The sequence below is a fragment of the Parapedobacter soli genome, assembly GCF_025460835.1.
Taxonomy (GTDB): domain Bacteria; phylum Bacteroidota; class Bacteroidia; order Sphingobacteriales; family Sphingobacteriaceae; genus Parapedobacter; species Parapedobacter soli.
In genome coordinates this window covers 1-24723 of sequence record NZ_JAMXAY010000025.1, presented here as the reverse complement: position 1 = coordinate 24723, position 24723 = coordinate 1, and the positions used below count along the sequence as shown (strand labels likewise).

Annotated in this window: 25 protein-coding genes and 2 tRNA genes; 16 read left to right on the top strand and 11 right to left on the bottom strand. The window is 46.8% G+C overall.

Annotated elements, in window-relative coordinates:
• The first annotated feature begins 19 nt into the window (after positions 1–19).
• The 4 genes from NGM62_RS11930 (at position 20) to NGM62_RS11915 (ending at position 5519) form a co-directional block, all read left to right on the top strand.
• Complete coding sequence (locus NGM62_RS11930) at positions 20–2227, top strand: RelA/SpoT family protein (protein ID WP_262248231.1); 2208 nt, start codon at positions 20–22, stop codon at positions 2225–2227.
• 62 nt (positions 2228–2289) lie between these two features.
• Entirely contained in the window at positions 2290–2796 is a 507-nt protein-coding gene (locus NGM62_RS11925; RefSeq protein WP_262248312.1) for a Fur family transcriptional regulator, read from the top strand.
• Between the two features lie 157 nt (positions 2797–2953).
• Positions 2954–4228 carry an adenylosuccinate synthase gene (locus NGM62_RS11920; RefSeq protein ID WP_262248230.1) on the top strand — a complete coding sequence of 425 codons (1275 nt, stop codon included), beginning with the start codon at positions 2954–2956 and terminating at the stop codon, positions 4226–4228.
• Between the two features lie 7 nt (positions 4229–4235).
• Positions 4236–5519: an anthranilate synthase component I family protein gene (locus NGM62_RS11915; RefSeq protein WP_262248229.1), complete on the top strand. Its 1284-nt coding sequence runs from the start codon at positions 4236–4238 to the stop codon at positions 5517–5519.
• A 116-nt stretch (positions 5520–5635) separates the two neighbouring features.
• On the opposite strand, the gene NGM62_RS11910 is transcribed toward NGM62_RS11915, so the two are convergent.
• The 7 genes from NGM62_RS11910 to gldG all read right to left on the bottom strand — a co-directional run bounded on the left by NGM62_RS11910 (position 5636) and on the right by gldG (position 14438).
• Positions 5636–6922: a M16 family metallopeptidase gene (locus tag NGM62_RS11910; RefSeq protein ID WP_262248228.1), complete on the bottom strand. Its 1287-nt coding sequence runs from the start codon at positions 6920–6922 to the stop codon at positions 5636–5638.
• Positions 6915–8159: a M16 family metallopeptidase gene (locus NGM62_RS11905; RefSeq protein WP_262248227.1), complete on the bottom strand. Its 1245-nt coding sequence runs from the start codon at positions 8157–8159 to the stop codon at positions 6915–6917. The genes NGM62_RS11910 and NGM62_RS11905 overlap by 8 nt, the downstream gene beginning before the upstream one ends.
• 23 nt (positions 8160–8182) lie before the next feature.
• Entirely contained in the window at positions 8183–9082 is a 900-nt protein-coding gene (gene hemF / locus NGM62_RS11900) for an oxygen-dependent coproporphyrinogen oxidase (RefSeq protein WP_262248225.1), read from the bottom strand.
• 14 nt (positions 9083–9096) lie between these two features.
• Complete coding sequence (ggt, locus tag NGM62_RS11895) at positions 9097–10821, bottom strand: gamma-glutamyltransferase (RefSeq protein WP_262248223.1); 1725 nt, start codon at positions 10819–10821, stop codon at positions 9097–9099.
• A gap of 7 nt (positions 10822–10828) precedes the next feature.
• Positions 10829–11836, bottom strand: a complete 1008-nt coding sequence (locus NGM62_RS11890; RefSeq protein WP_262248221.1) for an NAD(P)H-dependent glycerol-3-phosphate dehydrogenase — start codon at positions 11834–11836, stop codon at positions 10829–10831.
• 84 nt (positions 11837–11920) lie between these two features.
• Positions 11921–11994 (bottom strand) — tRNA-Arg (locus tag NGM62_RS11885).
• A gap of 47 nt (positions 11995–12041) precedes the next feature.
• Complete coding sequence (gldG, locus tag NGM62_RS11880) at positions 12042–14438, bottom strand: gliding motility-associated ABC transporter substrate-binding protein GldG (protein ID WP_262248219.1); 2397 nt, start codon at positions 14436–14438, stop codon at positions 12042–12044.
• A gap of 177 nt (positions 14439–14615) precedes the next feature.
• Between gldG and NGM62_RS11875 the strand changes: the two genes are divergently transcribed.
• From NGM62_RS11875 to NGM62_RS11855, 6 genes are all read left to right on the top strand, one after another.
• Positions 14616–14703: transfer RNA gene (locus NGM62_RS11875), tRNA-Ser, on the top strand.
• Positions 14704–15313: 610 nt separating this feature from the next.
• Entirely contained in the window at positions 15314–15610 is a 297-nt protein-coding gene (locus tag NGM62_RS11870; RefSeq protein WP_262248217.1) for a DapH/DapD/GlmU-related protein, read from the top strand.
• Between the two features lie 259 nt (positions 15611–15869).
• Complete coding sequence (gene vapB / locus NGM62_RS11865; RefSeq protein WP_262248215.1) at positions 15870–16082, top strand: type II toxin-antitoxin system VapB family antitoxin; 213 nt, start codon at positions 15870–15872, stop codon at positions 16080–16082.
• On the top strand, positions 16082–16468 hold the full coding sequence (locus NGM62_RS11860) for a type II toxin-antitoxin system VapC family toxin (RefSeq protein ID WP_262248213.1): 387 nt from the start codon (positions 16082–16084) through the stop codon (positions 16466–16468). Before vapB ends, NGM62_RS11860 begins: the two co-directional genes overlap by 1 nt.
• 50 nt (positions 16469–16518) lie before the next feature.
• Positions 16519–16836: a helix-turn-helix domain-containing protein gene (locus tag NGM62_RS22220; protein WP_390937226.1), complete on the top strand. Its 318-nt coding sequence runs from the start codon at positions 16519–16521 to the stop codon at positions 16834–16836.
• Between the two features lie 72 nt (positions 16837–16908).
• The gene (locus NGM62_RS11855; protein WP_262248211.1) at positions 16909–17442 is read left to right on the top strand and encodes a dihydrofolate reductase family protein; all 534 of its coding nucleotides are present in this window, start codon (positions 16909–16911) and stop codon (positions 17440–17442) included.
• 262 nt (positions 17443–17704) lie between these two features.
• Here NGM62_RS11855 and NGM62_RS22215 read toward each other — a convergent pair whose 3' ends face one another.
• The 3 genes from NGM62_RS22215 to NGM62_RS11845 form a co-directional block, all read right to left on the bottom strand.
• Complete coding sequence (locus NGM62_RS22215; RefSeq protein ID WP_390937184.1) at positions 17705–17887, bottom strand: DUF5615 family PIN-like protein; 183 nt, start codon at positions 17885–17887, stop codon at positions 17705–17707.
• 283 nt (positions 17888–18170) lie between these two features.
• Positions 18171–18413, bottom strand: a complete 243-nt coding sequence (locus NGM62_RS11850; protein ID WP_262248209.1) for a DUF433 domain-containing protein — start codon at positions 18411–18413, stop codon at positions 18171–18173.
• Positions 18414–18592: 179 nt separating this feature from the next.
• Positions 18593–19045 (bottom strand): hypothetical protein, encoded by a 453-nt coding sequence (locus NGM62_RS11845; RefSeq protein ID WP_262248208.1) that lies wholly within the window; start codon positions 19043–19045, stop codon positions 18593–18595.
• A 286-nt stretch (positions 19046–19331) separates the two neighbouring features.
• On the opposite strand from NGM62_RS11845, the gene NGM62_RS11840 reads away from it, so the two are divergent.
• From NGM62_RS11840 to NGM62_RS11820, 5 genes are all read left to right on the top strand, one after another.
• The gene (locus NGM62_RS11840; RefSeq protein ID WP_262248206.1) at positions 19332–19517 is read left to right on the top strand and encodes a hypothetical protein; all 186 of its coding nucleotides are present in this window, start codon (positions 19332–19334) and stop codon (positions 19515–19517) included.
• Between the two features lie 258 nt (positions 19518–19775).
• Positions 19776–20345, top strand: a complete 570-nt coding sequence (locus NGM62_RS11835) for a type IV toxin-antitoxin system AbiEi family antitoxin domain-containing protein (RefSeq protein ID WP_262248205.1) — start codon at positions 19776–19778, stop codon at positions 20343–20345.
• Between the two features lie 93 nt (positions 20346–20438).
• Entirely contained in the window at positions 20439–20978 is a 540-nt protein-coding gene (locus tag NGM62_RS11830; protein WP_262248203.1) for a helix-turn-helix transcriptional regulator, read from the top strand.
• A gap of 68 nt (positions 20979–21046) precedes the next feature.
• Positions 21047–21643, top strand: a complete 597-nt coding sequence (locus NGM62_RS11825) for a nucleotidyl transferase AbiEii/AbiGii toxin family protein (RefSeq protein WP_262248201.1) — start codon at positions 21047–21049, stop codon at positions 21641–21643.
• Between the two features lie 101 nt (positions 21644–21744).
• Complete coding sequence (locus NGM62_RS11820; protein ID WP_262248199.1) at positions 21745–21948, top strand: DUF2683 family protein; 204 nt, start codon at positions 21745–21747, stop codon at positions 21946–21948.
• Between the two features lie 322 nt (positions 21949–22270).
• On the opposite strand, the gene NGM62_RS11815 is transcribed toward NGM62_RS11820, so the two are convergent.
• Positions 22271–23110 (bottom strand): tyrosine-type recombinase/integrase, encoded by an 840-nt coding sequence (locus NGM62_RS11815; RefSeq protein WP_006260881.1) that lies wholly within the window; start codon positions 23108–23110, stop codon positions 22271–22273.
• A gap of 582 nt (positions 23111–23692) precedes the next feature.
• Here NGM62_RS11815 and NGM62_RS11810 point away from each other — a divergent pair.
• Complete coding sequence (locus NGM62_RS11810; protein ID WP_182628773.1) at positions 23693–24640, top strand: aminoglycoside phosphotransferase family protein; 948 nt, start codon at positions 23693–23695, stop codon at positions 24638–24640.
• Positions 24641–24723 lie beyond the last annotated feature (83 nt).

Below are 24723 nucleotides of genomic sequence, written 5' to 3'. Positions count from 1 at the left end.
GAGAAACTAGACGACATGTATGAAAGAATTGGTGATTGATTTAGAGGCAGAAAGCAAGGAAATACGCAAACGGTACCGGGCATTGCTACGGGCTTGTAAGCCCACACTGCAACGTGGCGACAAGCAGATGATACGGCGGGCGTTTGATATGGCGTTGGAAAGCCACAAGGATATGCGCCGCAAATCGGGCGAACCGTACATCTACCACCCCATTGCCGTAGCACAGATCGCGGCCGAGGAAATAGGCTTGGGCACGACATCTATTGTGTGTGCGCTGCTGCACGATGTGGTGGAAGATACGTACATCACCTTGGAAGATATCGAGCGGGAGTTTGGCAAAAAGGTTGCCCGCATCATCGACGGCCTCACCAAAATATCGGGCATATTCGACCCCAACAGCTCCATACAGGCCGAAAACTTCCGTAAGATGCTGTTGACATTAGCAGACGACGTTCGGGTTATCCTGATCAAACTGGCCGACAGGCTCCACAACATGCGCACCATGGATTTCATGCCGCGGGATAAGCAGCTGAAAATAGCCTCTGAAACGTCGTACTTGTACGCACCGCTGGCCCACCGCCTAGGGCTCTACGCCATCAAGTCGGAACTGGAAGACCTGTCCATGAAGTATACCGACCCGGATACTTACAAGTTTATTGCTAAAAAGCTGAACGAAAAGAAAGCCGAGCGCGAGCGCTTCATCCACAACTTCGTGGAACCAATCAACGAAATACTCAGCGAACAAGGCATCAAAGCCTCGGTATTCGGCAGGCCGAAGTCTATCTATTCGATATGGAATAAAATGCGCAAAAAATCGATCCCTTTCGAAGAGGTCTACGACCTGTTTGCTATCCGCATCATCATCGATACCGACCAGGAAAATGAAAAAGCAGAGTGCTGGAAAGCTTATTCCATCGTTACCGACCTATACCGGCCCAACCCCGACCGCCTGCGCGACTGGATTTCGTCTCCGAAAGCCAACGGCTATGAATCGTTGCACACCACGGTAATGGGCCCCAAAGGCCAATGGGTAGAGGTGCAGATACGTACTATCCGGATGAACGAGATCGCCGAAAAAGGATTTGCGGCACATTGGAAATACAAAGAATCCAACTCAGACAGCGGGCTGGACCAATGGATACAGAAGGTACGCGAAATACTGAGCAATCCCGAGCCTAATGCCATGGATTTCCTCGATGATTTCAAAATGAACCTTTTCTCCGACGAGATATTCATCTTTACCCCCAAGGGGGCACTCATCCAGCTTCCATACAACGCAACAGCCCTAGATTTCGCATTTGAGATACACTCCGACCTGGGCGCCAGCTGTATCGGCGCCAAAGTGAACCATAAATTGGTGCCGCTCAGCCACAAGCTGCAAAACGGCGACCAAGTGGAAATCATCACCTCCAGCAAACAGACGCCCAAGGAAGACTGGTTGAACTTCGTGGTAACCGCCAAGGCAAAATCTAAAATAAAATCGGCCCTTAAAGAAGAGAAAAGGCGCGTTGCCGAAGACGGCAAGGAGATACTGGAGCGAAAGCTGAAATCCCTGAAAATCACTTACAATACGGAAAACATCAATAAGCTGACGGCGTTTTTCAAATTTCCGTCTTCGCAAGACTTGTTCTACAACGTAGCCAAGGGCGAAATAGATATGAAAAATCTCAAGGAATTCGCCTTGGGTGAAAAATCGGCCGACCACCAAAACGGGCAGCAGTTCAATTCGCACATCAGTGGGCTCGTTGATAAGATCAACAAAAAAGACTACGAAACACTGCTGATCGGCGACGACCTGCAAAAAATAGACTACACGCTGTCTCCCTGCTGTAATCCCATACCGGGCGACGACGTGTTTGGCTTTATAACGGTCAGCGACGGCATAAAAATACACCGCACCAATTGTCCCAATGCGGCGAAACTGATGGCCAACTACGGCTATCGCATCGTCAAAGCCAAATGGACGTCGCAAAAAGAACTCGCTTTCCTTACCGGGCTGCGGATTGTGGGCATCGACGATGTGGGCCTCGTCAATAAGATTACCAAAGTGATTTCAGATGACTTCAAAGTGAACATCCGCTCGATTACCATTTCCAGCAATGACGGTATTTTCGAAGGATCGATTATGATTTTCGTCAACGATACCGCCCATCTCGAGAACCTTATCAAGCACCTCAAGCAGATTAAAGGGGTAACCGGCGTCACCCGATTCGACTCGAATAATTGAATTTGAAGGTGTTTGTTTATACAGGCGATATTGCGTAATTTTGTACAATTAACTTTCGGATGATGACTCAAACGGAAAACTACCAAACGGTAAAAAAAATTTTCGAAGCGTACCTGGAGAACAAGAGCTTACGTAAGACTCCAGAACGCTATGCTATTCTTGAAGAGATTTACTCCAGGAACGACCATTTTGATGTGGAATCGCTTTACATCCACATGAAAAATAAAAAATACCGGGTAAGCCGCGCCACCGTGTACAACACGCTCGAACTTTTGGTTTCTTGCGATTTGGTGACCAAACACCAATTCGGGAAAAACATGGCCCAGTTTGAGAAATCCTACGGTTACAAGCAGCACGACCACATCATCTGCATTGAGTGCGGTAAAGTCGTGGAATTCTGTGATCCGCGTATCCACCAGATCCAAAGCATGGTGGGCGACCTGCTCAAATTCGAAATCAAGCACCACTCGTTGAACCTGTATGGTATATGCAGTGACTGTGCTGCGAAAAAAAGTACTGAGTCACCCGTATCTACCATAGCAACTAGTGAATTGGTGGAAACCCATTAAAGAAAACAGCCGCATCTTTATTTCATCCAATGGTTGGGCAATTCGAAAAGCGATATGTGCGCCTTTTTGATTTAAGGGGGTGAGAGTTTCAAAATAATGTTAGATTTGCCTCAAGTTTGGTATACTACTATTTTTAATTTTTCAACGCTGATAAACTATGCAAGTTGATGTGCTTCTGGGCCTGCAATGGGGCGACGAAGGGAAGGGCAAGATTGTGGACGTACTCTGTCCGAACTATGACATGATAGCCCGTTTCCAAGGCGGCCCGAACGCGGGCCATACATTGGAATTCGACAACCAAAAATATGTCCTGAACACCATCCCCTCGGGTATTTTCAACGCGGGAACCCTCAACTTGATTGGCAACGGGGTGGTCATCGACCCGATTATCCTCAAAAGAGAGCTCGATACCCTGAAGAAAAACGGGTTTGACACCGTAGCATCAGGCAAGCTGGTAATCGCCCGGAAGGCCCACCTCATCCTGCCAACCCACCAATTGCTGGATGCCGCCTCGGAAAGTAAAATGGGGGCCGGAAAAATCGGGTCTACCCTCAAAGGGATCGGCCCTACTTACATGGACAAGACCGGGCGAAACGGGTTGCGCGTTGGCGACACAACGCTGCCCGATTTCAAGGAGCGCTATCAGCGTCTGGTTGAAAAGCACAAATCCATCCTCTCCCATTACGGGGAGATCCCCGATTTCAGTGAACGCGAACAGGCATTCCTCGAAGCCGTAGAGTTCCTCAAAACCATCCCCCACGTGGATAGCGAGCACTTGGTGAACCAATACCTACGCGATGGGAAAAGTGTCCTTGCAGAGGGGGCACAAGGCACCCTATTGGATATCGATTTCGGCTCCTACCCGTTCGTCACTTCGTCAAACACCACCACGGCAGGTGCCTGTACAGGACTCGGCATTTCGCCTTCCAAAATCGGCAAGGTGATCGGTATATTCAAAGCATACTGCACACGGGTGGGCGGCGGCCCCTTCCCTACGGAGCTTGAAAACGAAACCGGTGAAAAACTCCGCCAGTTGGGCCACGAATTCGGAGCGACTACCGGGCGTGCGCGCCGGACGGGGTGGATCGATCTGCCCGCACTTAAATATGCGATTATGCTCAATGGTGTCACCGAGCTGGTGATGACCAAAGCTGACGTGTTAAGTGGGTTTGAAACCATCGAGGTATGTACACACTATATCCAGAACGGCGAGAAAATCGACTACATGCCCTACGATATCATCAGCGTTCCGCCCGAACCCGTATATGAAACGCTACCCGGGTGGAATGAAGACCTGTGCCACATTACCAGTCTTAACCAAGTGCCTCCAACACTTCAACAATATATCGCATATCTGGAGCGCCACCTCGGTGTACCCATCAGATATCTGTCAGTAGGGCCCGACCGTAAACAGACACTGGTATTGAGCTAAGGCTGCCATGGTATCTTTAGCATACCACTTGGACGATAGTGAGGCATTCACCCAAAAGGCATTGCAATGGGCAGCGCAGTTTGACCACGTTTGCTACCTCGATTCCAACGGCTACCGTGACAACTACGGTAACATCAGCGTGTTTATCGCCGTGGGAGCAACGGCAATTTTCAATCCCGGAGGCGACAACATCTTTTCAGCCCTACAGCGATTCGTGGATGCTTATCCGAATACGTGGATACCCGGATACCTGGGATATGACCTGAAGAATGAGCTCGAAGACCTCCAATCACAGCACCCCAACCGCACCGGATTTCCGGATGCATACTTTTTCGTGCCGAGATACACGTTGCTCATCGGCCAGTACAATGTGGAAATCAAGGGGCCAGAACCGGAACGCGCTGTAGCACAGATCGAGGCAACTAACGTACAGGAGGACGAATCGCCGGGCTTCCGAGGTAGGCTGAAATACCGGATGAACAAAACGACGTATTTTGCGGCATTTGCCAGCCTTCAGGACCATATCCGCCAAGGCGATGCCTACGAAGTAAACCTGTGCCAGGAGTTTTACGCCGAAAAGGCCGCCCTCAACCCACTCGCGGCCTACCGGCGACTCAACGAGGTATCACCTACCCCCTTTTCTTGCTTCTTCAAATTCGGCAGCAAGTATATCCTATCCGCCTCGCCGGAACGTTTTTTATCTAAAAACGGTAATACGCTGCTATCACAGCCGATAAAAGGCACCGCTCCTAGGGGCAAAGACGCGACAGAAGACGAGCGGATAAAAGTTGCGCTCGCCACCAACCCTAAGGAAATCAGCGAAAATATCATGATCGTGGACCTGGTGCGCAACGACCTTACGCGAAGTGCCTCGCCGGGAACGGTAAAAGCATCACAGCTATTGCAGATACACAGCTTCAGGCAGGTCCATCAACTCATTTCTACCGTTACCTGCCAAATACGGGAAGGTGTGGACACGGTAGAAACCCTCCAAAACACATTTCCCCCCGGCTCGATGACCGGAGCACCCAAAATCAGTGCGATGAAGCTCATCGACCACTATGAGAACAGCCGCCGTGGGGTGTATTCGGGGGGCTTGGGCTACTTCAGTCCGCAAGGCAACTACGACTTCAGCGTAGTCATCCGCACCCTGCTGTACAATGCCGAGAATGGCTATCTATCGTTCCATACCGGTGGTGCGATTACCGACAATGCCGACCCCGAAAAGGAATACAACGAATGCCTGCTAAAGGGAAAGGCCTTGTTTGAGGTGCTTAAGAGGAATTATTAATGGTTAATGGTCAGTTGTTAATTCTGTCAGCCGTTTTTTAATTGTTAGCGGTCAATTCAATTAACCATTAACATTTGACCATTGACAATTAACATTTGACCATTGACCATTGACAATTAACTAAGTTTCCCCACAACCACTTTAACCATCTTATCGTAATCTAGATAGGTATTGGCCAATCGCTGCACCTCAGCTTGTGTGATTGAATTGACCACATCGATATAATAATCGTAATAGTCTAAATCGAGTCCCGAAAAATAAACGTTCTTGAATTTATCCGCATGGGAAAATATGTTTTCCAAACTGCCGAGCATGGTTCCCATCATGTAATTGCGTACGGTTGCCAATTCGGTCTCTGGCACCGGCTCTTCGCGCAACCGGCGCATCTCCTTTTCGATTTCGACTAACGTCGCCGCCGTGACTTGCACTCCGACCTCCGAAGCGATGGTGAAAAACGCACTGTGCTTGAGTGAGGCCAAGCCGGAGCTCACGCCATACGTGTAGCCTTTGTCTTCGCGGATATTGGCCATCAACCGCGAACCGAAATAGCCCCCCAGCAATGTGTTGACCACCTGCAAACCGGGGAAGTCGGGATGGGACCGCTGGATCGACTGCCTCCCCAAACGGATGGCCGACTGCAGTGCATCGGGTCGCTCCACAACAATGAGTTCGCCTGCTTGTGCAGGTGTTATTGTGGGTGGGCCGTCTACGGATGCGGCGGTGCCCGCAGGCTGCCATTCGTTGCCAAACAGCCGTTCCAGCATATCAATCACCTCATCCGTCACCTTCCCAGCTACCACCAGCGTACCATTTTCCGGCCGGTACTGCTTACCGAACAGTTGCAATAGATCGTTGCGGTTGATGCGCTCATAATCTGCCACTTCGGGCGCATAGCCATAACGGGAGGTTCCGAATACCGCGCGGTTGAACTGCCTACGTGCTTCGAATCCGTTTTTCTTGAGCGACACCTGCAATTTCTGGGTACTGTTTCGGATGTAAGTAGCCAGCTCCCTCTCGGGAAAAACCGAATCCGTGAGGATTTCGCGCACCAACGGCAACAACTGATTAAGGTGTTTATTGAGCGAGAACAACGTTAAGGACGACTGGTCGTAGCTAAACGACGGCACTAAGAAAGCACCATGGAAATCAATCAGCTCGGCCAACGCCGCGCTGCTATGGACTGATGTGCCTTCGAGCAGCATTTCGCACACGGCGGTATTCAGCAGAGCATGATCTTCTGCTGCGAAAATGTTGCCAACGATCCATTCAATCCGCACGAGGTCTTGGTCGCCCGCATCAAAAACAAAAACCGGAAGCCCGTTTGCGAATGTAACTTGCCTAGGCCGGATCAGATCGAACCTTGTGGTTGCGAAATGTGCGGGTGCTTTCGTTCTATCAAGCATGGTCATTAGCTAAATAAATCAAGGTGGACGAATTTTCTTTCCTGAATAGTTGTTGTGCTTGTCGTTGGATATCTGCTTCCGTTACCGCGAGGTAGCGTTGCGTTTCGTGGTTAAAACCATCCGCATCTCCCAACAGCTCGAAATACGCGAGATTCATCGCTTTTTCCAAGATTCCCATCTCGGCGAACACCATGGTCGACTCAATCTTGTTTTTCACTTTCTCCAGTTCATAGGGTTCAATCGGATGGGAACGTAGTTCCGCTAACTCCCGCCAAATTGCTTCTTCAGCAGCCTCCATCGTCACATCCGGCAGTGGCTTGCCCTCCACTACCACGAGACCGGGATCCATGCTTCCGGTTTGGTAAGCACTGATCTCGCTAAACAGCTGGTTTTCTTTGACCAACCTGCGGTATAACCGCGACGATTGCCCTTGCGAAAGCAGGTCGGTGATCAGGTCGACGGTATAATAACCGCTATCGCGGCGGGCGGCACCGTGGAACGCCATATAAATAGCATTCTGGGGGATGTCGGCGTGCACCACTTCCCTACGGGGAGCCAGCTGTGCCGGCTCTACGGGCAGCTGGCGGCGAGGCTTCTGCCCTGCGGGTATCGGACCAAACCATTTTTCTGCGAGCGCTTTCACTGTGGCGGTTTCAACATTCCCGGCCACAACCAGATAGGCATTTGCAGGTGTGTAATAGGTGGCGAAGAAATCCTTCACATCCTCCATTTTAGCATGCTCGATGTGGGCGAGCTCCTTGCCGATGGTTGCCCAGCGGTATGGGTGCACCTGGTAGGCCAATGGGCGCAGCCGCAGCCACACATCGCCGTAAGGCTGGTTGAGGTAGCGCTGTTTGAATTCTTCACATACCACATTGCGCTGCACTTCAAGACTCTTTTCATTGAAAGCCAGCCCCAGCATCCGGTCGCTCTCCAGCCAAAATGCAGTCTCGATATTAGCCGCCGGAAGCGTGATGTAGTAATTGGTGATGTCGTTGCTGGTAAACGCATTGTTTTGCGCCCCGGCGACCTGCGAGGGACCATCAAAATTGGGGATATTTACCGAGCCACCGAACATGAGGTGTTCAAACAGGTGCGCGAAACCAGTGCGGTCGGGGTTTTCGTCCCTGGCACCCACGTCATACAGCACGTTCACTACAGCCATAGGGGTAGCGTTATCCTGATGTACCAATACGCGCAAGCCGTTGGTCAGCGTAAATCGATCGAAAGAGACCATCTTTTATATGATATAATACATTGTCAGTATGTCAACCAATCCACGCCCTGCCTAAGCATGGAAAGTGTAAAGGCTTCGTCACTCCCCGGGCTGGGCTTAAAGTCGTACACCCACTGTGCCTGTGGGGGCAGGCTCATCAAGATCGACTCAATGCGCCCATTCGTTTCAAGCCCGAATTTCGTCCCCGCATCGTATACGAGGTTGAACTCCACGTACCGGCCACGCCGCAGGTATTGCCACTGCTTGTGTTGCTCGGTGAACGCCTTATCCCGGTTCCTATTTACCAGTTCAGCGTATATGGGCACAAATTCGTTACCCAATGCACATGAAAATTCAAAGATATCAGACCAAGCCACGCCGGTTTTCTCGGGCGTGAGCCGATCATAAAAAACCCCGCCAATCCCCCTGGTTTCCTGGCGGTGTTTGATGAAGAAATAGCGATCGGCATGAGCTTTGAAATCGGGGTAGAAAACCGGGCTATACCGGTCGCACACCGCTTTCAATGCCTGATGGAAGAACGAAGCATCTCCGAGCTGCACATAATGCGGAGTGAGGTCGATACCACCACCGAACCAGCGAATGTTTTCGTTCAGCTCAAAGTACCGGATATTCATGTGTATGATCGGTACGAACGGGTTATGCGGATGGATAACAATGGATACGCCCGTGGCGAAGAACTCCTCATCCCGCACGGTAAAAGCTTTTTTGACCGGTTCGGGCAGCACGCCATGCACCGCCGAGAAATTCACCCCGCCCCGTTCGATCACATTGCCCTGCTGGATGATTCGGGTGCGGCCGCCGCCGCCACCTTCGCGCTGCCACAGCTCCTCCGCAAAGGTTGCGCCACCGTCTAGCACCTCCAATGCACTGCAAATGCTATCCTGTATTGTTTTATACCGCTCAGCTATCTGTTGTTTATCCATACCTGTTTTATATGCTAATAGCCCATCGCCACATCATCACCCCGCGGGTCTGCCCCACCCTGCAACGTGCCATCGGGCAATATCAATATCGCATCTACCCTGCCTATGGCACGGCGGCTAATCAGTTTGTAGCCTGTCGTTGTCAATGCACTGCGCACCGGTTTACTGATTGCGTCCCTTTCCACGGCCACTTCATCCGGCAGCCATTGATGGTGAAACCTCGGTGCCGACACAGCTTCCTGTATATCCATGCCGAAGTCGACCACATTGAGGATCGTTTGGAATACCGATGTCATAATCGTGGAGCCTCCAGGTGTACCCAACACCATAAACAATCTACCATCCTTCTCGAGGATAGTGGGCGTCATCGAACTGAGCATCCGTTTGCCCGGCTCGATGGCATTGGCTTCACCGCCAGTTAGCCCGAACATATTCGGAGCCCCGGGTTTCACGGAGAAATCGTCCATTTCATTGTTCATCAAGAAGCCTGCACCCGCAACGACCACCTGCGAGCCGTAAGATCCATTGATGGTGGTGGTAACGGCTACCGCGTTGCCCGCTTCGTCTACAATAGAAAAATGGGTGGTCTCTTCGCTTTCCACCAAAGGCGCTTCACCTGCATAAATATCGTTGCTTAATGAGGCATGGCGAAAACTCATACTCTGCATCCGCCCGGCATTGTAGCTCGAATCGATAAGCATCTCCAGCGGCACATCGTAGTAGTCGGGGTCTCCCAAGTGGGTAGCACGATCGGCATAAACCCGGCGTTCGGCCTCAATCATCACGCGCATGGTGGAGTCGCGCTGGAAACCCCACTTCGACAAAGGATAGGCTTCCACCGACTTGAGCATGGATATCAGGGCGATGCCACCGCTCGACGGGGGCGGCATAGATACCACGCGGTAATCGCGGTAGGTGGAAGCCACGGGATCACGCCACTTGGCCTCGTAATTTTTCAGGTCGTCATGACTGATGATGCCATTACCATTGTTCATCTCCTCGACAATACGGTCGGCAATCTCGCCCTCGTAGAATCCTGCCCGTCCCTGCTGGCTGATCAATGTCAGTGTATGCGCCAGCTCGGATTGCACCAACGTGTCGCCCGCCGCCCAGGGGTCGGCTTTTACGAAAGCGGTCCCTTCGGGGTTATATTTCTGGAATTCTTCCCTCCTATTATTAAGCTCATCGGCCTGCATCTGCGTAATGGCAAACCCATCTTGGGCCAACCGGATAGCCGGCTCCAACAACGTGGCCCAGTCCAGCTTCCCGTAGCGCGCATGCGCTTTCACCATCCCGTCTACGGATCCCGGTACGCCCGATGCGAGCTGGCCGCGTAGGCTCAGATTCACTATCGGCTCACCCTGCTCATCCAGGTACATATCCACAGTTGCCGCTCCCGGTGCCGCTTCGCGGAAATCCAGCGCCGCAAATTCGCCCCCCGCACTACGGTATACCATAAAACCCCCACCGCCGATGTTGCCAGCGTTGGGGTATACAACTGCGAGCGCAAACTGCACCGCCACTGCGGCATCCGCGGCATTGCCGCCATCTTTAAGTATCTGCAATCCCACAGCCGATGCCTCGGGATGTGCGGTGACCACGGCAGCACGCTCGTATGAGAGCGGTTTAGTGTCACCATCCGGCGTATTCGCCGTATTGCATGACGAAACACCAACCCACAGAAATGTAACTATGAGACCCTGTATCAAAACTCGGCGATTGGGTAGTGAGTCCTTCATGGTATAATCAAGTCAATTTATCGGCTAATACCTTCATTTCGGTAGCCGGCGGCTGCTGTTCATATAACACCCGGTATACGGCATTACAGATAGGCAGTTCAATCGCGTATTTACGGCAGATCTGCTCAATGCAGTTCGAGGCATAATATCCCTCTGCAACCATATTCATTTCCAACTGGGCAGACCTAACGGAATAGCCTTTTCCCACCATGTTGCCAAAGGTACGATTCCGGCTGAATTGTGAGTAGGCTGTTACCAACAAATCACCTAAATAAACCGATTCTTTGATATCGCGTGCTATAGGGTGAACAGTGTTGACGAAATGCGCCATCTCTCGGATCGCGTTAGACACCAGTACCGCCTGGAAGTTATCTCCAAACCCCACACCACGGCACAGCCCCACGGCTACGGCATAAATATTTTTCAATACCGCGGCATATTCGGTGCCATAGATGTCGTCAGAAACGGTGGTTTTAATGTATCGGGTACTGATGAGCGACGCTACCAGCGTTGCGGTATCAGAATTTTGCGATGCCACGGTGAGGTACGAAAGCTTTTCGAGCGAAACCTCCTCGGCGTGGCAGGGACCACCCACCACGGCTATCCGGTCAATCGGTATGCGGAACCGTTCTTGGAGATAGTCACCCACAATTTGGTTTTCGTCCGGTACAATCCCTTTGATCGCCGAGACCACGATCTTACCTTCGAGCATCTGGGGGGTAATGCCCCGCAGCGCCTCTTTCAGGAATGCAGCCGGCGTATTCAGAATCAGTATGTCGGCATGTCCAACGACCGATTGCACATCCGTATGGATATGTCGTTTAGGGATTTTTACCGTTACCGCACTCAGGTAGTTGGGATTATGCTTGTAGTTGCGGATATAATCGGCAGTTTGCCTGTTGCGCACCCACCAATGTATTGCTTTATCGGGCTCGCTATCACCCAGCATTTTCACCATCGCTGTTGCCCAGCTCCCACTTCCGATAACCCCTATTGTTTGTTTCTTAGATTCCATACAGCTTTATTATCGGTTGCAAGCGGGTACCGCAAGAACCGTTAACAAAAAAGCCCCTCAATTAGACATCAAGAGGCTCTATTGTACGCCAATCAGGATTCGAACCTGAGACCGACGGTTTAGAAAACCGTTGCTCTATCCAGCTGAGCTATTGGCGCATCCATTTTCCGGTGCAAATTTAGTTAAAATTGTTAGAATACGTAAACTATAAATACTTCCGTTTGCGCAGCAGATGCTGGCCTATTGCGGCGAGCAACAGCAATACGCATGGAGCTAAGATATTAATCGACTGCCAGAAAACACGGCCTTCCTGCACCTTAGCCCTATCCAACAAACGCAATTTCAGCTCTTTCCCCCGCAGCCCGATGATGTCTTCGCCGTCGGTGAGGTAGTCGATCGTATTCAGCAAGAATGCTTTGTTGCCGTATTGCTGTTCGGTATAGCGGTCCCACCCCAGCGGATAGGGCGACCCATCGGTAGGGTTCACTTGTCCGCTGAATATATCGCCATCGGCAATCATCACCATTTTCGCAGGCTTTCCACGGCGGGGCGCAGTAGCCTCCGGGGCAATCCCGACGGGCAGGGGGCGATCGGCGAATGCCGACGGAAATTCACCCTCTAGCAACGCCGCCACAGGATACGGCCGATTTCTGAATTCGGCGGGATCGGGCTGTTCGGTAGCCATTTGCAGGGACAAGCCCGCGGGCACCTGCAATACGCGCGAAAAAGGTGAAGAACTGAGCAGGATAGTCTTTTCTATGCCCGGCACGGCAATGGTATCGAGCGTGCCTACAAATTCGCCACGTATGCCATCGAGGTTTTTCACGATTGGCTGGTCATTGTTGGTGGCTAGGATAGGATAAAATGGCCACGGTGCCAACTCAATGGCTGCTTGGGTGGCGGTACCGCCCACGGTGAGCGGTATCTTGGCGCAGTTCAGGTCGGCAACCAAGTCGTAATTGAACCGCACGCCATAGGTAAAAAGCAGGTCATCCAAGTGAAGGCGCCGCGCCAGGGCGGTCTGCTGGCCGTCAGACCGCAGGCTGTCCAGATCCGCATCTAGCTGGTCAATGGCCCAAACCACGCTCCCCCCTCCCATCACATAATGATTGATTTTGTATTTTTCAGCTTCGGTGAACGGCGCCGTCGGTTTGGCTACAATAAGAGCTTCCAGCTTGCTGAGCCCTTCCAGCGTAATGCTGTCTAGGTTGACAAAACCCACCTCATAGCTGCTCATCAAGCTTTGTATTGCGTCATAGAGCAAAACGTTGTCCGGCTCACCGTGCCCTTCGGTAAAGCCAATGAGTGGCCGCCCGCCCCGGGTAGCTTTACGGAATGCCGACACCAGCCCATATTCAATGTTTTGGATGGAGTTGTTCAACGCCGCTTCGTGCGATTGGTTCATCCGATTCTGCAACAGGTTGACGGGGATATCGGTATCACCGTATGTCACCAATGCGGCGGGGTATACCAATTGTTGTGAGAAACCGGCGTCGCTACGCACATTCACGTTGGTCGGCATGATGCCGTATCCGGCGAGTGCTTCGGTATTTTCCTGCTGTTGCTGGGCGTTGCCATCCAAGGGGTCTACCACGGTAAAACTCAACTTGCCCGACGAGTAGGCTTTCAGGTCGCGCAACATATCAATGGTGGCACGCTTCAATCGTTCAAATCCGGCAGGCAGGTTGCCATCCAGCAAAAGGGTGACGTGGAGTGGGCTTTCGAGTGACTTTACCGTCTCTACAGAAATTGGCGAAAGGGTAAACCGCTTGTCGGCGGTGAAGTCTACCCTACCGAAAAACAAGGAAGCCACAAAATTGACCACAATGACGCCGACGATAGCCCGAGCGGCGTACCCCACTACATTCTTTTTCGACCACCGGTTGTGCAACAGCCACACCTGGGCAGCCGCTAAAAACAGGAATATCACACTTAAAAAATAGACCAAGTCGCGACTATCCAATACGCCACGGCTGATGGCATCGAAATGCGATTGGATACCCAGCGAGGCGATGTGGTAGGCCACGGTGGAAAAGATGGCTAATCTACTCACCGATTCGAACGCATAGAAAAGAATGAAGCATCCGAAAAAGCCGACGAGGAACGCCACGATGACATTCCGGCTGAGCGCCGAAGCGAAAACACCCACCGCACAAAAAGCCGCTCCTAACAAAAACAGGCCAATATAGGAGCCGATAACCGCCCCGGTATCCACATTGCCTACAGGCGCAGCGAGTTGATACAGGGTGATATAGTAGATTGTGGTCGGGATCAGCGCCAGTAGCACAATGGTAAGGCTACCCAAAAATTTGCCCAATAGGATATGGTGCATGCGTATCGGGCGCGTAAGCAGCAACTGCCATGTACCCTCGTTTCGTTCGCCGGCGATACTCCGCATAGTGATAGCGGGTATAAAAAACATGAAGAGATAGGGACACAGTTGGAAGAAACCTTCGAGCGATGCGTAGCCATAAGCCAGAATGCTGGTATCCGGGAACACCCAGAGCAACAGACCTGCTGCCAACAGGAATAGACCTATGGCGAGGTAGCCGGTTAATGAACTGAAAAAGGTAGAGATTTCTTTTATATAGATGCTGCGCAAACCCTTTGACTTTTGATGGTTCGAAAATAGGAAATCACAGTGACATCGCAAACAACAGTCCGAGCTATCGCCATTAGGCACTTAAGGTGTTGCATCTTATTCACCTCATAATGTAAGCATTACCAAAAAAAGCATAATTGAATTTGCAAAATGTATTAGAGTTCGTACTTTTGCGCCGGAGAGTTGGCAGAGTGGTCGAATGCGGCGGTCTTGAAAACCGTTGACTGTCACAGGTCCGGGGGTTCGAATCCCTCACTCTCCGCCACTCAAAATGAAGCCCGACGAAAGTCGGGTTTTTCTGTTTAAGGAGTTTGCCAAGCTTGCTTGGGCAAACGGATTAAATGAAAAAATAAATGAGCGTAGCGAATGGCTTCATTTTGGTGAAGCCTCCCCCCTAAGGGATGGCTGCGGTCTTCGAGTGCGGGGCCGCGCGGCGCAGCCAATCCCTATGGGAAAACCACTTAATGCGAGATACGCCTAAATTCCCGAAAAAATTATCAGATACCGATAAACTTCCAAAAGAACATCCATACTTTTGAAACGAAGGCCTTACAAGTCAATGTGCAGCGATATGGCACAATAAGGACAAAGAAAATCTTGCAACAAATGTGCTGATGGTTGCGAATTATCTTCATCATCTTAGACATCGAAACCATTATAAATTTTAAGGGAGTCGGAAGAGGAAATTTTGAAAGGAATGGGTACCTACCTTGCCAATGGTCACCTATCAATTTGGGAAGCAATCAGCAAACGGTTATATTTTAACGCTAACCATTTAGGTCGATACCGGCTTTTTACTGCTGCCTCCCTTTTATACAGCCAGTGGGAAAGAAATCAGTGTCGGTCGGAATGTATTCATCAACCAGAATTGCACGTTGTATGACTTGGGTGGCCTCACCATCAAGGATGATGTAATGATCGGACCCAATGTGAGTATCCTGACAACCGGCCATCCTGTTAATCCCTCTCAGCGTCGTTCCATTACGATTGGAAACCCCATCGTTATCGAACGGAATGTCTGGATTGCGGCCGGAGCCACGATTATAGGTGGTGTAACCATAGGCGAAAATTCAGTCATTGCCGCCGGTTCGGTGGTTACAAAGGACGTGCCTCAAAATTCCCTTGTAGGAGGAACCCCCGCCCGGGTAATCCGCTCTATCGGCGATAAATAAATACAGCTAACCTGGAGTCATTATATTCTTACCAATTGCCGGCACTTGGTTATCAGCCTTAGCGGAAATTTGCAGTTGTAAAGCTAACGATTTCATTGCGGTATTAAACCACCAGGGATGTCAGTTCTTGATGGCCAATGAACACAACACGTTCAGAAAAATTAGTTTGTGCCTTCCGCGAGGACGGTGGTTATGCTTAACAGAATCTTTTTCAGCAAGCTAAAAAAGCTTATATTTGTATTCATAGCACAATCATACGATGGATAGCTTGTTATTATATAAAAAATTGAACCATTTGCCTGATGCCATGAAGGCCGAGGTAGCAGATTTTATTGAGTTCCTTGAACAAAAGGCTAAGAAGGGAAAGAAGAAGGTCGATAGACCTGTTCCCAAATTTGGCAGTGCTAAAGGTTTGTTTGTGATGCACGATGATTTTGATGAGCCGCTGGAAGATTTCAAAGATTACATGTAATGGCAGGTAATTTATTGGATACCCATGCATTTATCTGGTTCATCAACGGAGACGAAGCGTTATCCTCGAAGGGATTGGAAGCCATTGAAAAACATCCAGACTCAAATTACGTCAGTATAGCCAGTCTATGGGAAATTGCGGTAAAAATCAGCTTGGGCAAATTAGACATCAAACAACCATTTTCCAAGATTGCTGACGAAATCACGAAAAACGGCTTTCAGCTTTTGCCTATTGGGTTTGAAGACGTTTTACAGGTTACAGCACTCTCTTTTTTCCACAAAGACCCATTTGACCGCCTAATCATCGCTCAAGCTATTACCAACAAATTGCAAGTCATCTCAAAAGATCAATACTTCACCGAATATCCCGTTAATGTGATTTGGTAAAACTTATGAAGCATTGAATTAGGATGCTATTTTAATTTTTTTCGGACAGAATAAACAGCAAAACCAACCAGTTACAGGCGGTCATTAATGATATACATTCAGCAAACGGGCAAATTAGCGTCTACGACCTATCGAAACGACATTGCACAACTGTAAGACAATTAGAGCGGATTTTTAAAAAGAACATCGGGATATCACCCAAAGAATATTCGAATATTATTCGTTTTCAAAATGCATTGCGCATCATTCGAAATTCAGATAAAAATCGGAGCTTATTGGATATTGCATTTGAGTGTGGCTATTATGACCATTCGCACCTAACCAATGAGATTAAGAGGAACACAGGGTTAGTTCCCTCACAGATTTAATTTTGTCGTATTTTTCCAAAGCACCCGTATTGGTCTAAGACTAATTTTGTAGCGTATTAAAATTTAAGACAAATGCGTAAAGTATCACTTTTCATTGCAATGAGCTTAGACGGTTATATCGCAAAGCCCAACGACGACCTCAGCTTCTTAAACCTTGTACAAAGGGAAGGCGAAGATTATGGCTACGCCAAATTTACGGACAGCATCGATACGTTGATTATTGGTAGGAAGACTTACGATTACGTGCTCAAGAATGTCGGCGCTTCCCATTATGACAACGGGCAGAGGGATGTATATGTTATCACAAGAAATCAAAGGCCAAAGCTAGGGAGGACAACCTTTTTCACTGGAAGTCTGCCTGATTTGGTCAAAAGATTGAAGTCTGAAGATGGAAAAAACATTTATTGTGATGGTGGAGCGGAAGTAATCAATGAATTATTGAAGCACGACCTCATCGACGAATTTATCATTTCGGTCATACCGCTATTGTTGGGCGAAGGCACAAGGCTATTTAAAGATGGGCGACCGGAAAAACAGCTCGAATTCGTGCAGGTGGAAACATTTGACACAGGGTTAACCCAGTTGCATTACAAGAAAAAACAGTGAACCGTCAACTGGCACTCTCGTATGGCCCCTTGAAACATCAGCTTTACCTTTTATCATACGACCTTGGAGAAGTGGAAAGCTAAAGTGTTTGAATGCCTAATTTGATTTGATTGACCTAGTTTAGAGAGGATGCTTGCTCATCGAAAAAATCCTTATAATGCAGAGATATTATTTTATAGCCTCTTCATTATTTGGTAGACAACAACGACTTCAGTCTATGCCAGCCAACGCATCGCCAGCTGAATTTCCGGTCAAATATAGCTCACTGTAATTCCACAATGTCAATCTCCTCGCTCGACAGCAATTGCAATGCTTGCTCAATTTTTGGTTTAATGCGATCCCAAAGCAACTGGTTGCTACAATTTCCAATTTTTAGGTTAATCAATTTTGGTGGTGCTCCTAAACGGATGACTAACTCGGGGAAGTCTGCATCCTTGGAAATCAATACTACATTGCCATGGCTTTTTTGCCCGTTGGTAGATAGTAAGATCGTCCAAGTGGTTAAAGTCGAGCGTATATGAAGACTTAACCGTTACATTCAGGTAATCGCCCATCCATTTTGCAATANAATACTACATTGCCATGGCTTTTTTGCCCGTTGGTAGATAGTAAGATCGTCCAAGTGGTTAAAGTCGAGCGTATATGAAGACTTAACCGTTACATTCAGGTAATCGCCCATCCATTTTGCAATAATGGGTGAGATATTGGTGTCCAACCAAATTTCCACATCAAGCGGCATAGATAACGGCGGTGTTTTTCACCTTCATGGAAGCATAAAGTAATGCGGCTTGGATATCCAACTGTTCCAGTATAGGATGTTGTTCTAATATTTCAGCTTCGGTAAGGCCGCTTGCCAGTAATTCAAGGATATCACTGACCGGAAACCGTAAGCTTCGAACCGTAGGCCTCCCTCCCATCAAACCCGACTTGATCGTAATACGGTTTAATAATTCCTGTTGTTTAGCGTCCATAGCATTCACTTCTGTTAATAACAAAGATAAGTATTTTTATCATTGATTGAAAAAGAATGCGATACCGTATCTGTCGTGGTTAATAACTTGGCCCCTCCCTCCAGCCGGTTCATTCGATCGCTGCGACACTCGCTAATCTCATTCACTCACTTTCGGGAACCCACGGCAAGCGTATTCGCTCAATCAACCGTCCGTCCCTCATCCTTCGGGAGCCCGCTTTCCCTCATACACATGCCCTTTGCATACACCGTTGCGCTAAGGGGTGCGTTTCCGTTGAAATCGAATCCCTGAAGCAGGATCAATTCACCATCCAACACGTTCCGCAGACCGCGGTTACTTACCTGATCCGCCTTGATGACCCGCATCATTGCCCGCACTAAGCGGGAAATCATTCTCGAGTCCTGGGTTTTATTCAACACCGGGCGGATCGCCGTACACAGTGCCTTGCTCGCCTTACCCGCGCGTCCAAACTCCGTCACATTCCCCCGGGTCCGCTGAAAATTCGGGTCATTCAAGAAACGATCCTTTTCAACGCCACCCTTCTGCCTGGCTAAATAGCCGTCCTTGCTCTTGTAAAAGGTAATGTCCCCGATAGTACCTTTCAGTTTAATAATACCTGATTGTCTTGCCATATCACGCAAATTTTAACCTCACCTTTGCTGCAGCTGATCAGTGATTACTGGTTAAAAGTTGTGATAATATCTCCCGGCGGCAAGTACGCGCGTACCATACGGCGTTAATAGACCATAATGGTCAAATACTTCCTGTGAATATTCCGTATCTTGCAGCAAGATATCCGAAGATTCCACCTCAGCTTTATACCAACTTGTGCGCAAGTTGGGCATACGTTAAATGAATAGCTCGACTACCTCATCCTTATATAAGAAGGGTAGATAAAGCATACATGAAGTATAGGAGATGAGTAGAATCTGTATTTATCCCAAGGACATCGCCCGGATCACGGGCAAGAGTTACCGGCAAAGTCTGCGGATCCATCATGCCATCAAAAAAGTCAACAAAAAACAACCACACCAGGTCGTCACGCTTGAAGAGCTTTGTGCGTATTTAGGCCTGGAAAAGGAGGCGGTGAGCGGGATGATTTAGTACCCAAGCAATAGAACCTAAAAACAAACCGTAAGTCGTTCGTTGTCTGCGGTCTGCAAATAAAAAATGTCAAGTTTTCTGTGCAGAAAACTTGACATTTACACGTGGGGATCCAGTCCGACGTGCCTCCAAAGGTGATGTGTTAAGGTGGTGTCTTAAGGTAAGCGAGCTGGTGTCTTAAGGAAGAAAGGTGGTGTGTTAAGATTGAATAGGCGGATTACTAAATAGCGTTTAAGTTTTATTTCCTACACTTGTCAAATGCTTACTGCAGATAAATTTCGTAATAAATTGCGGAAAGGTAAGGTCTACCGCCGCTCGGATCTTACACAATGGTCCGCATCCATCGATCGTCATTTGTCTCGGCTTGTAGAAGCTGGTGTGTTGAAAAAGCTGGCGCGAGGCCTCTATTACGTTCCCAAATCATCTGCTTTTGGCCCAGTCCCTCCGGATGAAAAAGAAGTGATCAACGCCTATCTGAAAGGAGACGATTTTTTGTTGGTCTCACCAAATTATTATAACGGTTTGGGATTGGGGACAACGCAGTTGTACAACCGTACGCGGATATACAATCACAAAAAGCATGGAGATGTGCAATTTGGCAACAGGGTTTATGAGTTTCGTCGTAAGTCCAAATTCCCGAAAAAATTATCACGAGAGTACTTGGTCATTGACTTACTGAATAATCTAAAATACCTGGCCGAAGATGAGCAGGTAATTTTGGAAAATCTAAAAGGGAGTTTCGCCGCTTTCGATTCCCAGGCACTTCACGCATACGCACAGCAGTATGGAATAGGCAGAACGAAGAAAATCGTTCAAGATTTGCTGTAAAGGGATAAACTCTTCAGTTTAATAAAAGTGAAAGCCGACCAGTTGGCCTAACCTACTGAAGGCGTATACAGGTATTACAAACGCCGAATTTATATGCAAATATATCTTAAGATTATAAACAAAAATGTTTATATTTGTATTGTGATTAAACAATATGAAAAATATAAAGGTATTCACCCTGGAATCGTCCTTGGTAGGGAGTTGAAGAAACGCGCTATCAAGCAACGCCCTTTTGCTTTGTCCTTAGCTGAACATCCCCAAACCTTTAATGCAATCACAAAAGGAAAACGAGGCATCAGTACACCGCTGGCATTGAAGATCGAACGCGAACTTGGTTTGGAGGAAGGTACCTTGGTCATCTTACAGGCCTATTACGATATCCAAAAGGTTAAAGAACAGGAAAGCCAACCGACGCCGGATTTATCCATTCTCAGTAAATCGCTTTTCTGGGACACCGATATCAACCGGATAGATTGGCAACGACAATACCGCGCAGTTATCCAACGTGTATTTGAACGTGGAAATGAAAATGAGAAAAAGGAGATTACTCGTTTTTATGGTGCTGAAAGAATAAAGCAAGCGTTAGAAGCGTCTAAGACCAGACGTCCATACACCATCCATAAAACGAATTAATCAGCCTGTCAATCATGCCTTATTACAATACGGTAACTGACCCTTTAAAAGATTCATTGATTACGTTGATGAGTTCGCCTGTATTCGAGCCGTTCCGATTAGTAGGCGGTACGGCGTTGAGTCTGCAGATCGGGCATCGTGTATCTGTGGATATTGACTTGTTTACCGATGCACCATATGGCAGTATTGATTTTGAGAAGATTGATGAATTTATAGCCAATACATTTCCTTTTCACAGCCATTCTTCCGGCCTTAATCCGGCAATGGGAAAGTCTTATAGTATCGGTACGGACAGGGAGAACGCAATCAAATTGGATGTGTTTTACACCGACTCATTCATTCAACCTGCTTTGATAACGGACGATATTCGATTGGCCACAATCGAAGAGATTATTGCCATGAAGGTAGATATCGTCCAACGGATTGGACGTAAAAAAGACTTCTGGGATTTGCATGAGTTGTTGCCCAAGTATGATATCCAAACCATGTTAGCCTTACATCAACAACGTTATCCATACACGCACGATAAAGGACTTATCATAAAGAACTTTACGGATTTCGAGCTTGCGGACGATGAATTTGATCCGGTATGTTTACGAGGTAAGTATTGGGAGTTTATCAAAGAAGATATTGTAGAAGCTGTTGAACGGCACCAAGGCCTCTAATAAGAAGCCTGTAAGGGAAACACGGCTAATGTGTTCGTTATTTCAATCAGAAAACACACTTTTGTATGTAATAACAAACGTTTACCGTAATATTTTGCATTATGGATACCGTACTTATTCGTCTTAAGAACAAAAAGCAGTTGGAGCCTACAAAGGCTTTTGCTAAGGCTTTAAAAATGGATTTTGAAACTAACGATTCAGAAAGCCCCTATGATCCGGAGTTCGTCGATAAAATTCTCAAGGGCCGGAAAGATGTCAAAAATGACAAGGGAGTTAAAATAGCCGTGGGAGACTTATGGAAGTAATCTATACCTCACAGGCGGTCGTGGATTTGAACTGCTGGAAAAGCCTGAAAACACTATAAACAACTTTCAGCTAAACATTTTTTATACCCGTTCATTTCGTATATTTGCTATACGTTTAGGAATAGGGAAGCGTAAATTTTCAGTGCAGCGAGACCATAACGAGACCGCGCAAAATCGAAGCTTGTAAAAAATATTAAATGAGGAGGTTATGAGGATAGTTCGAATCCCTCTTTCTCCGCAATAAACACTGATACTTAATCAGTTAAAGCATAAACACCCAATTTTACACCCAAAAATGTAAAGTTGGGTTTTTTAATTTAGGTTACAAAAAATCTAATGGACTTGGTGTCGATTTCTTATCTACATCTGTAATATGAGTGTAAATCATGGTTGTTCTAATATCACTATGCCCTAATAATTCTTGTACAACCCGAATGTCAATTCCGCTTTTTATTAAATGTGTGGCGTATGAATGACGCAAAGTATGCACACTGCCTTTTGTTACAATATTGGCTTTTTTCATTGACTTTTTCAAAACTAACTGAACACTTCTTTCGCTGTATTGCTCATCATTAGTTCCTTCAAATAAAAATATTTTGGGTTTATATTCAATATAATATTCTCGCAACAAACTTAATAACTTATCAGGTAAAGCTACTAGCCTATCTTTATTCCCTTTGCTTTGTTGTATTAATAGTAAATTACTGTCGGATTTTACATCGGTTAGTTTAAGATTTATTAACTCACTTAAGCGTAATCCACAACTGTAAATAGTGGTAAGAATTGCTTTATGCTTTAAATTTTCTGTAGCATTTAATATTTTTCTCACTTCTTCTTGAGAAAAGAAAGTAGGCAGTTGGGTTGATTTTCGTTTAGGATATAAATAATTTAACTCTATCGATTGATTATTGACCAACTCATAAATCTTCTTAATTGCCCCAACTAAAGAGCGTTGATAAGATGCACTAATATTGTCTTGAAATACTTTTTCATTAATAAAACCCTCTATTTCAGCAATAGGTATTTCGTTGAGCGTACGATATTTATTCATATACTCTAAGAATATTTGTGCATAACCACAATACGATTTTATGGTATTATTGGCGTAGCGTTGCACTTGCAATCGGTCGTGTAAGGTTTTTAATATTGTTTCGCTATCCATACTTAAATAAATCTAATTTAACCTATTTTGTTTCGCTATCCACAAAAAATAACTTACTAAGTATCTAATTTACAAAAAAAGTAATTATATTAGCAACAGATTTTACGAAATGCGCATATAGGTGTTATTTTACGAAACTACACCGTGTTTTATTTCGTGAAATAACAATGTTGCTACGAAATTACGTTGGCCTGTGCAAGGAATTTTCGGCGGGTGGATAAAGCCTATCCTGAGGAAATCCGCCGGGACGGCAGGATTTGTCCAAGCTTTGCAAATGGGATTTGCGGAAAACGGTTTTTCCAAGCTAATCGCTTAAAAAGCTTGATGCGAAGTTAGTGGATAAAACTGATAAAGTCAAGTTTTTACGCTAACTTTCTTAGGATTCAGGCTCGGGCTTCCGAAAACCAATCCTCGACACGTCAGAAATCCACGGATTTATGCAATGTTTCGGATTATTTCCTTTGGCCTGTGCTTCCTACCACGTAACTTCGTACAACTGCCGTATTTGCAAAAGGCTACGCCCTTCGCAAATACGGCTGACGTTACCGGCAAGCCGAAAACAAAAACTGCACAAAATAAAAGATGATTGAAACATTGATAAAAATATTGCAAGAAAAATATCTTGTCAAAACAAACATAATTTCTAAACAGCAAGGTGGTTGGGCGTCTTTGGCTTACAAAATAGAAGACAAAAACGGACATTTTTACTTTTTGAAAGTTTATGAGAAAAGTAGAAAATCAACATCTTATTTAACGAAACACATAGATATTTATCTTCCAATTGCGGACTGGCTTGATGACCAAACTTCACTTAAAGGAAAAATAATTCGATTGATTAAAACGCAATCTGAAAATTTTAAGTGTGAGGATGAAAATTATGTGTGCATTTTGTTTGATTACATTGATGGAGAAACGGTTGGAGAACAAAATTTAACAGAAGAACAAGTAATACAATTAGCCGAAACTGTTGCTCAATTACATAATTTAGAAGATTTTCCTTTTGACATCAAGCAGATTTCTGAAACATTCCATCTTCCGTTCATTTCCACATTAAGTGAATGGATAGAGAAAAACTTTGACCACTTAAAAGTTGACATCAAAGAGGTATTGAAACCTAATATTTCAACTATCAAAAGTCAAATCAACGAATGGAACAACTTGTCTAAAGTATTAAAAGAACAGCATTTGAAATTCTGTTTATGCCATACAGACATTCATCATTGGAATATTATTACAAATAAACAGCACTTATATCTTTTAGATTGGGAAGGAATAAAATTTGCACCACCCGAAGCTGATATTTTTAGCATTTATCAACAACCTTATTTCAATTCGTTCATGAAAAAATATTGTGAACTCAATCCCGATTATCAAATAAACGATACTGTTTTACGGTATTATCAAATAAGCCGAAAACTTCAGGATATTTTTGAATTCATAGAACAATTACAATTTGACGAACTTAATCAAGAAGAATACAAAATCAATTTAAACTACCTGAAAAAAGAAGTTGATACGATAACAGGCTAAAATAGCAATATACAAACCTAAAAACACAGCCAGCAGGTAATCGAGTAGACGGCTCCGCCAGTAACTGACGGAGTGCGCCTCTC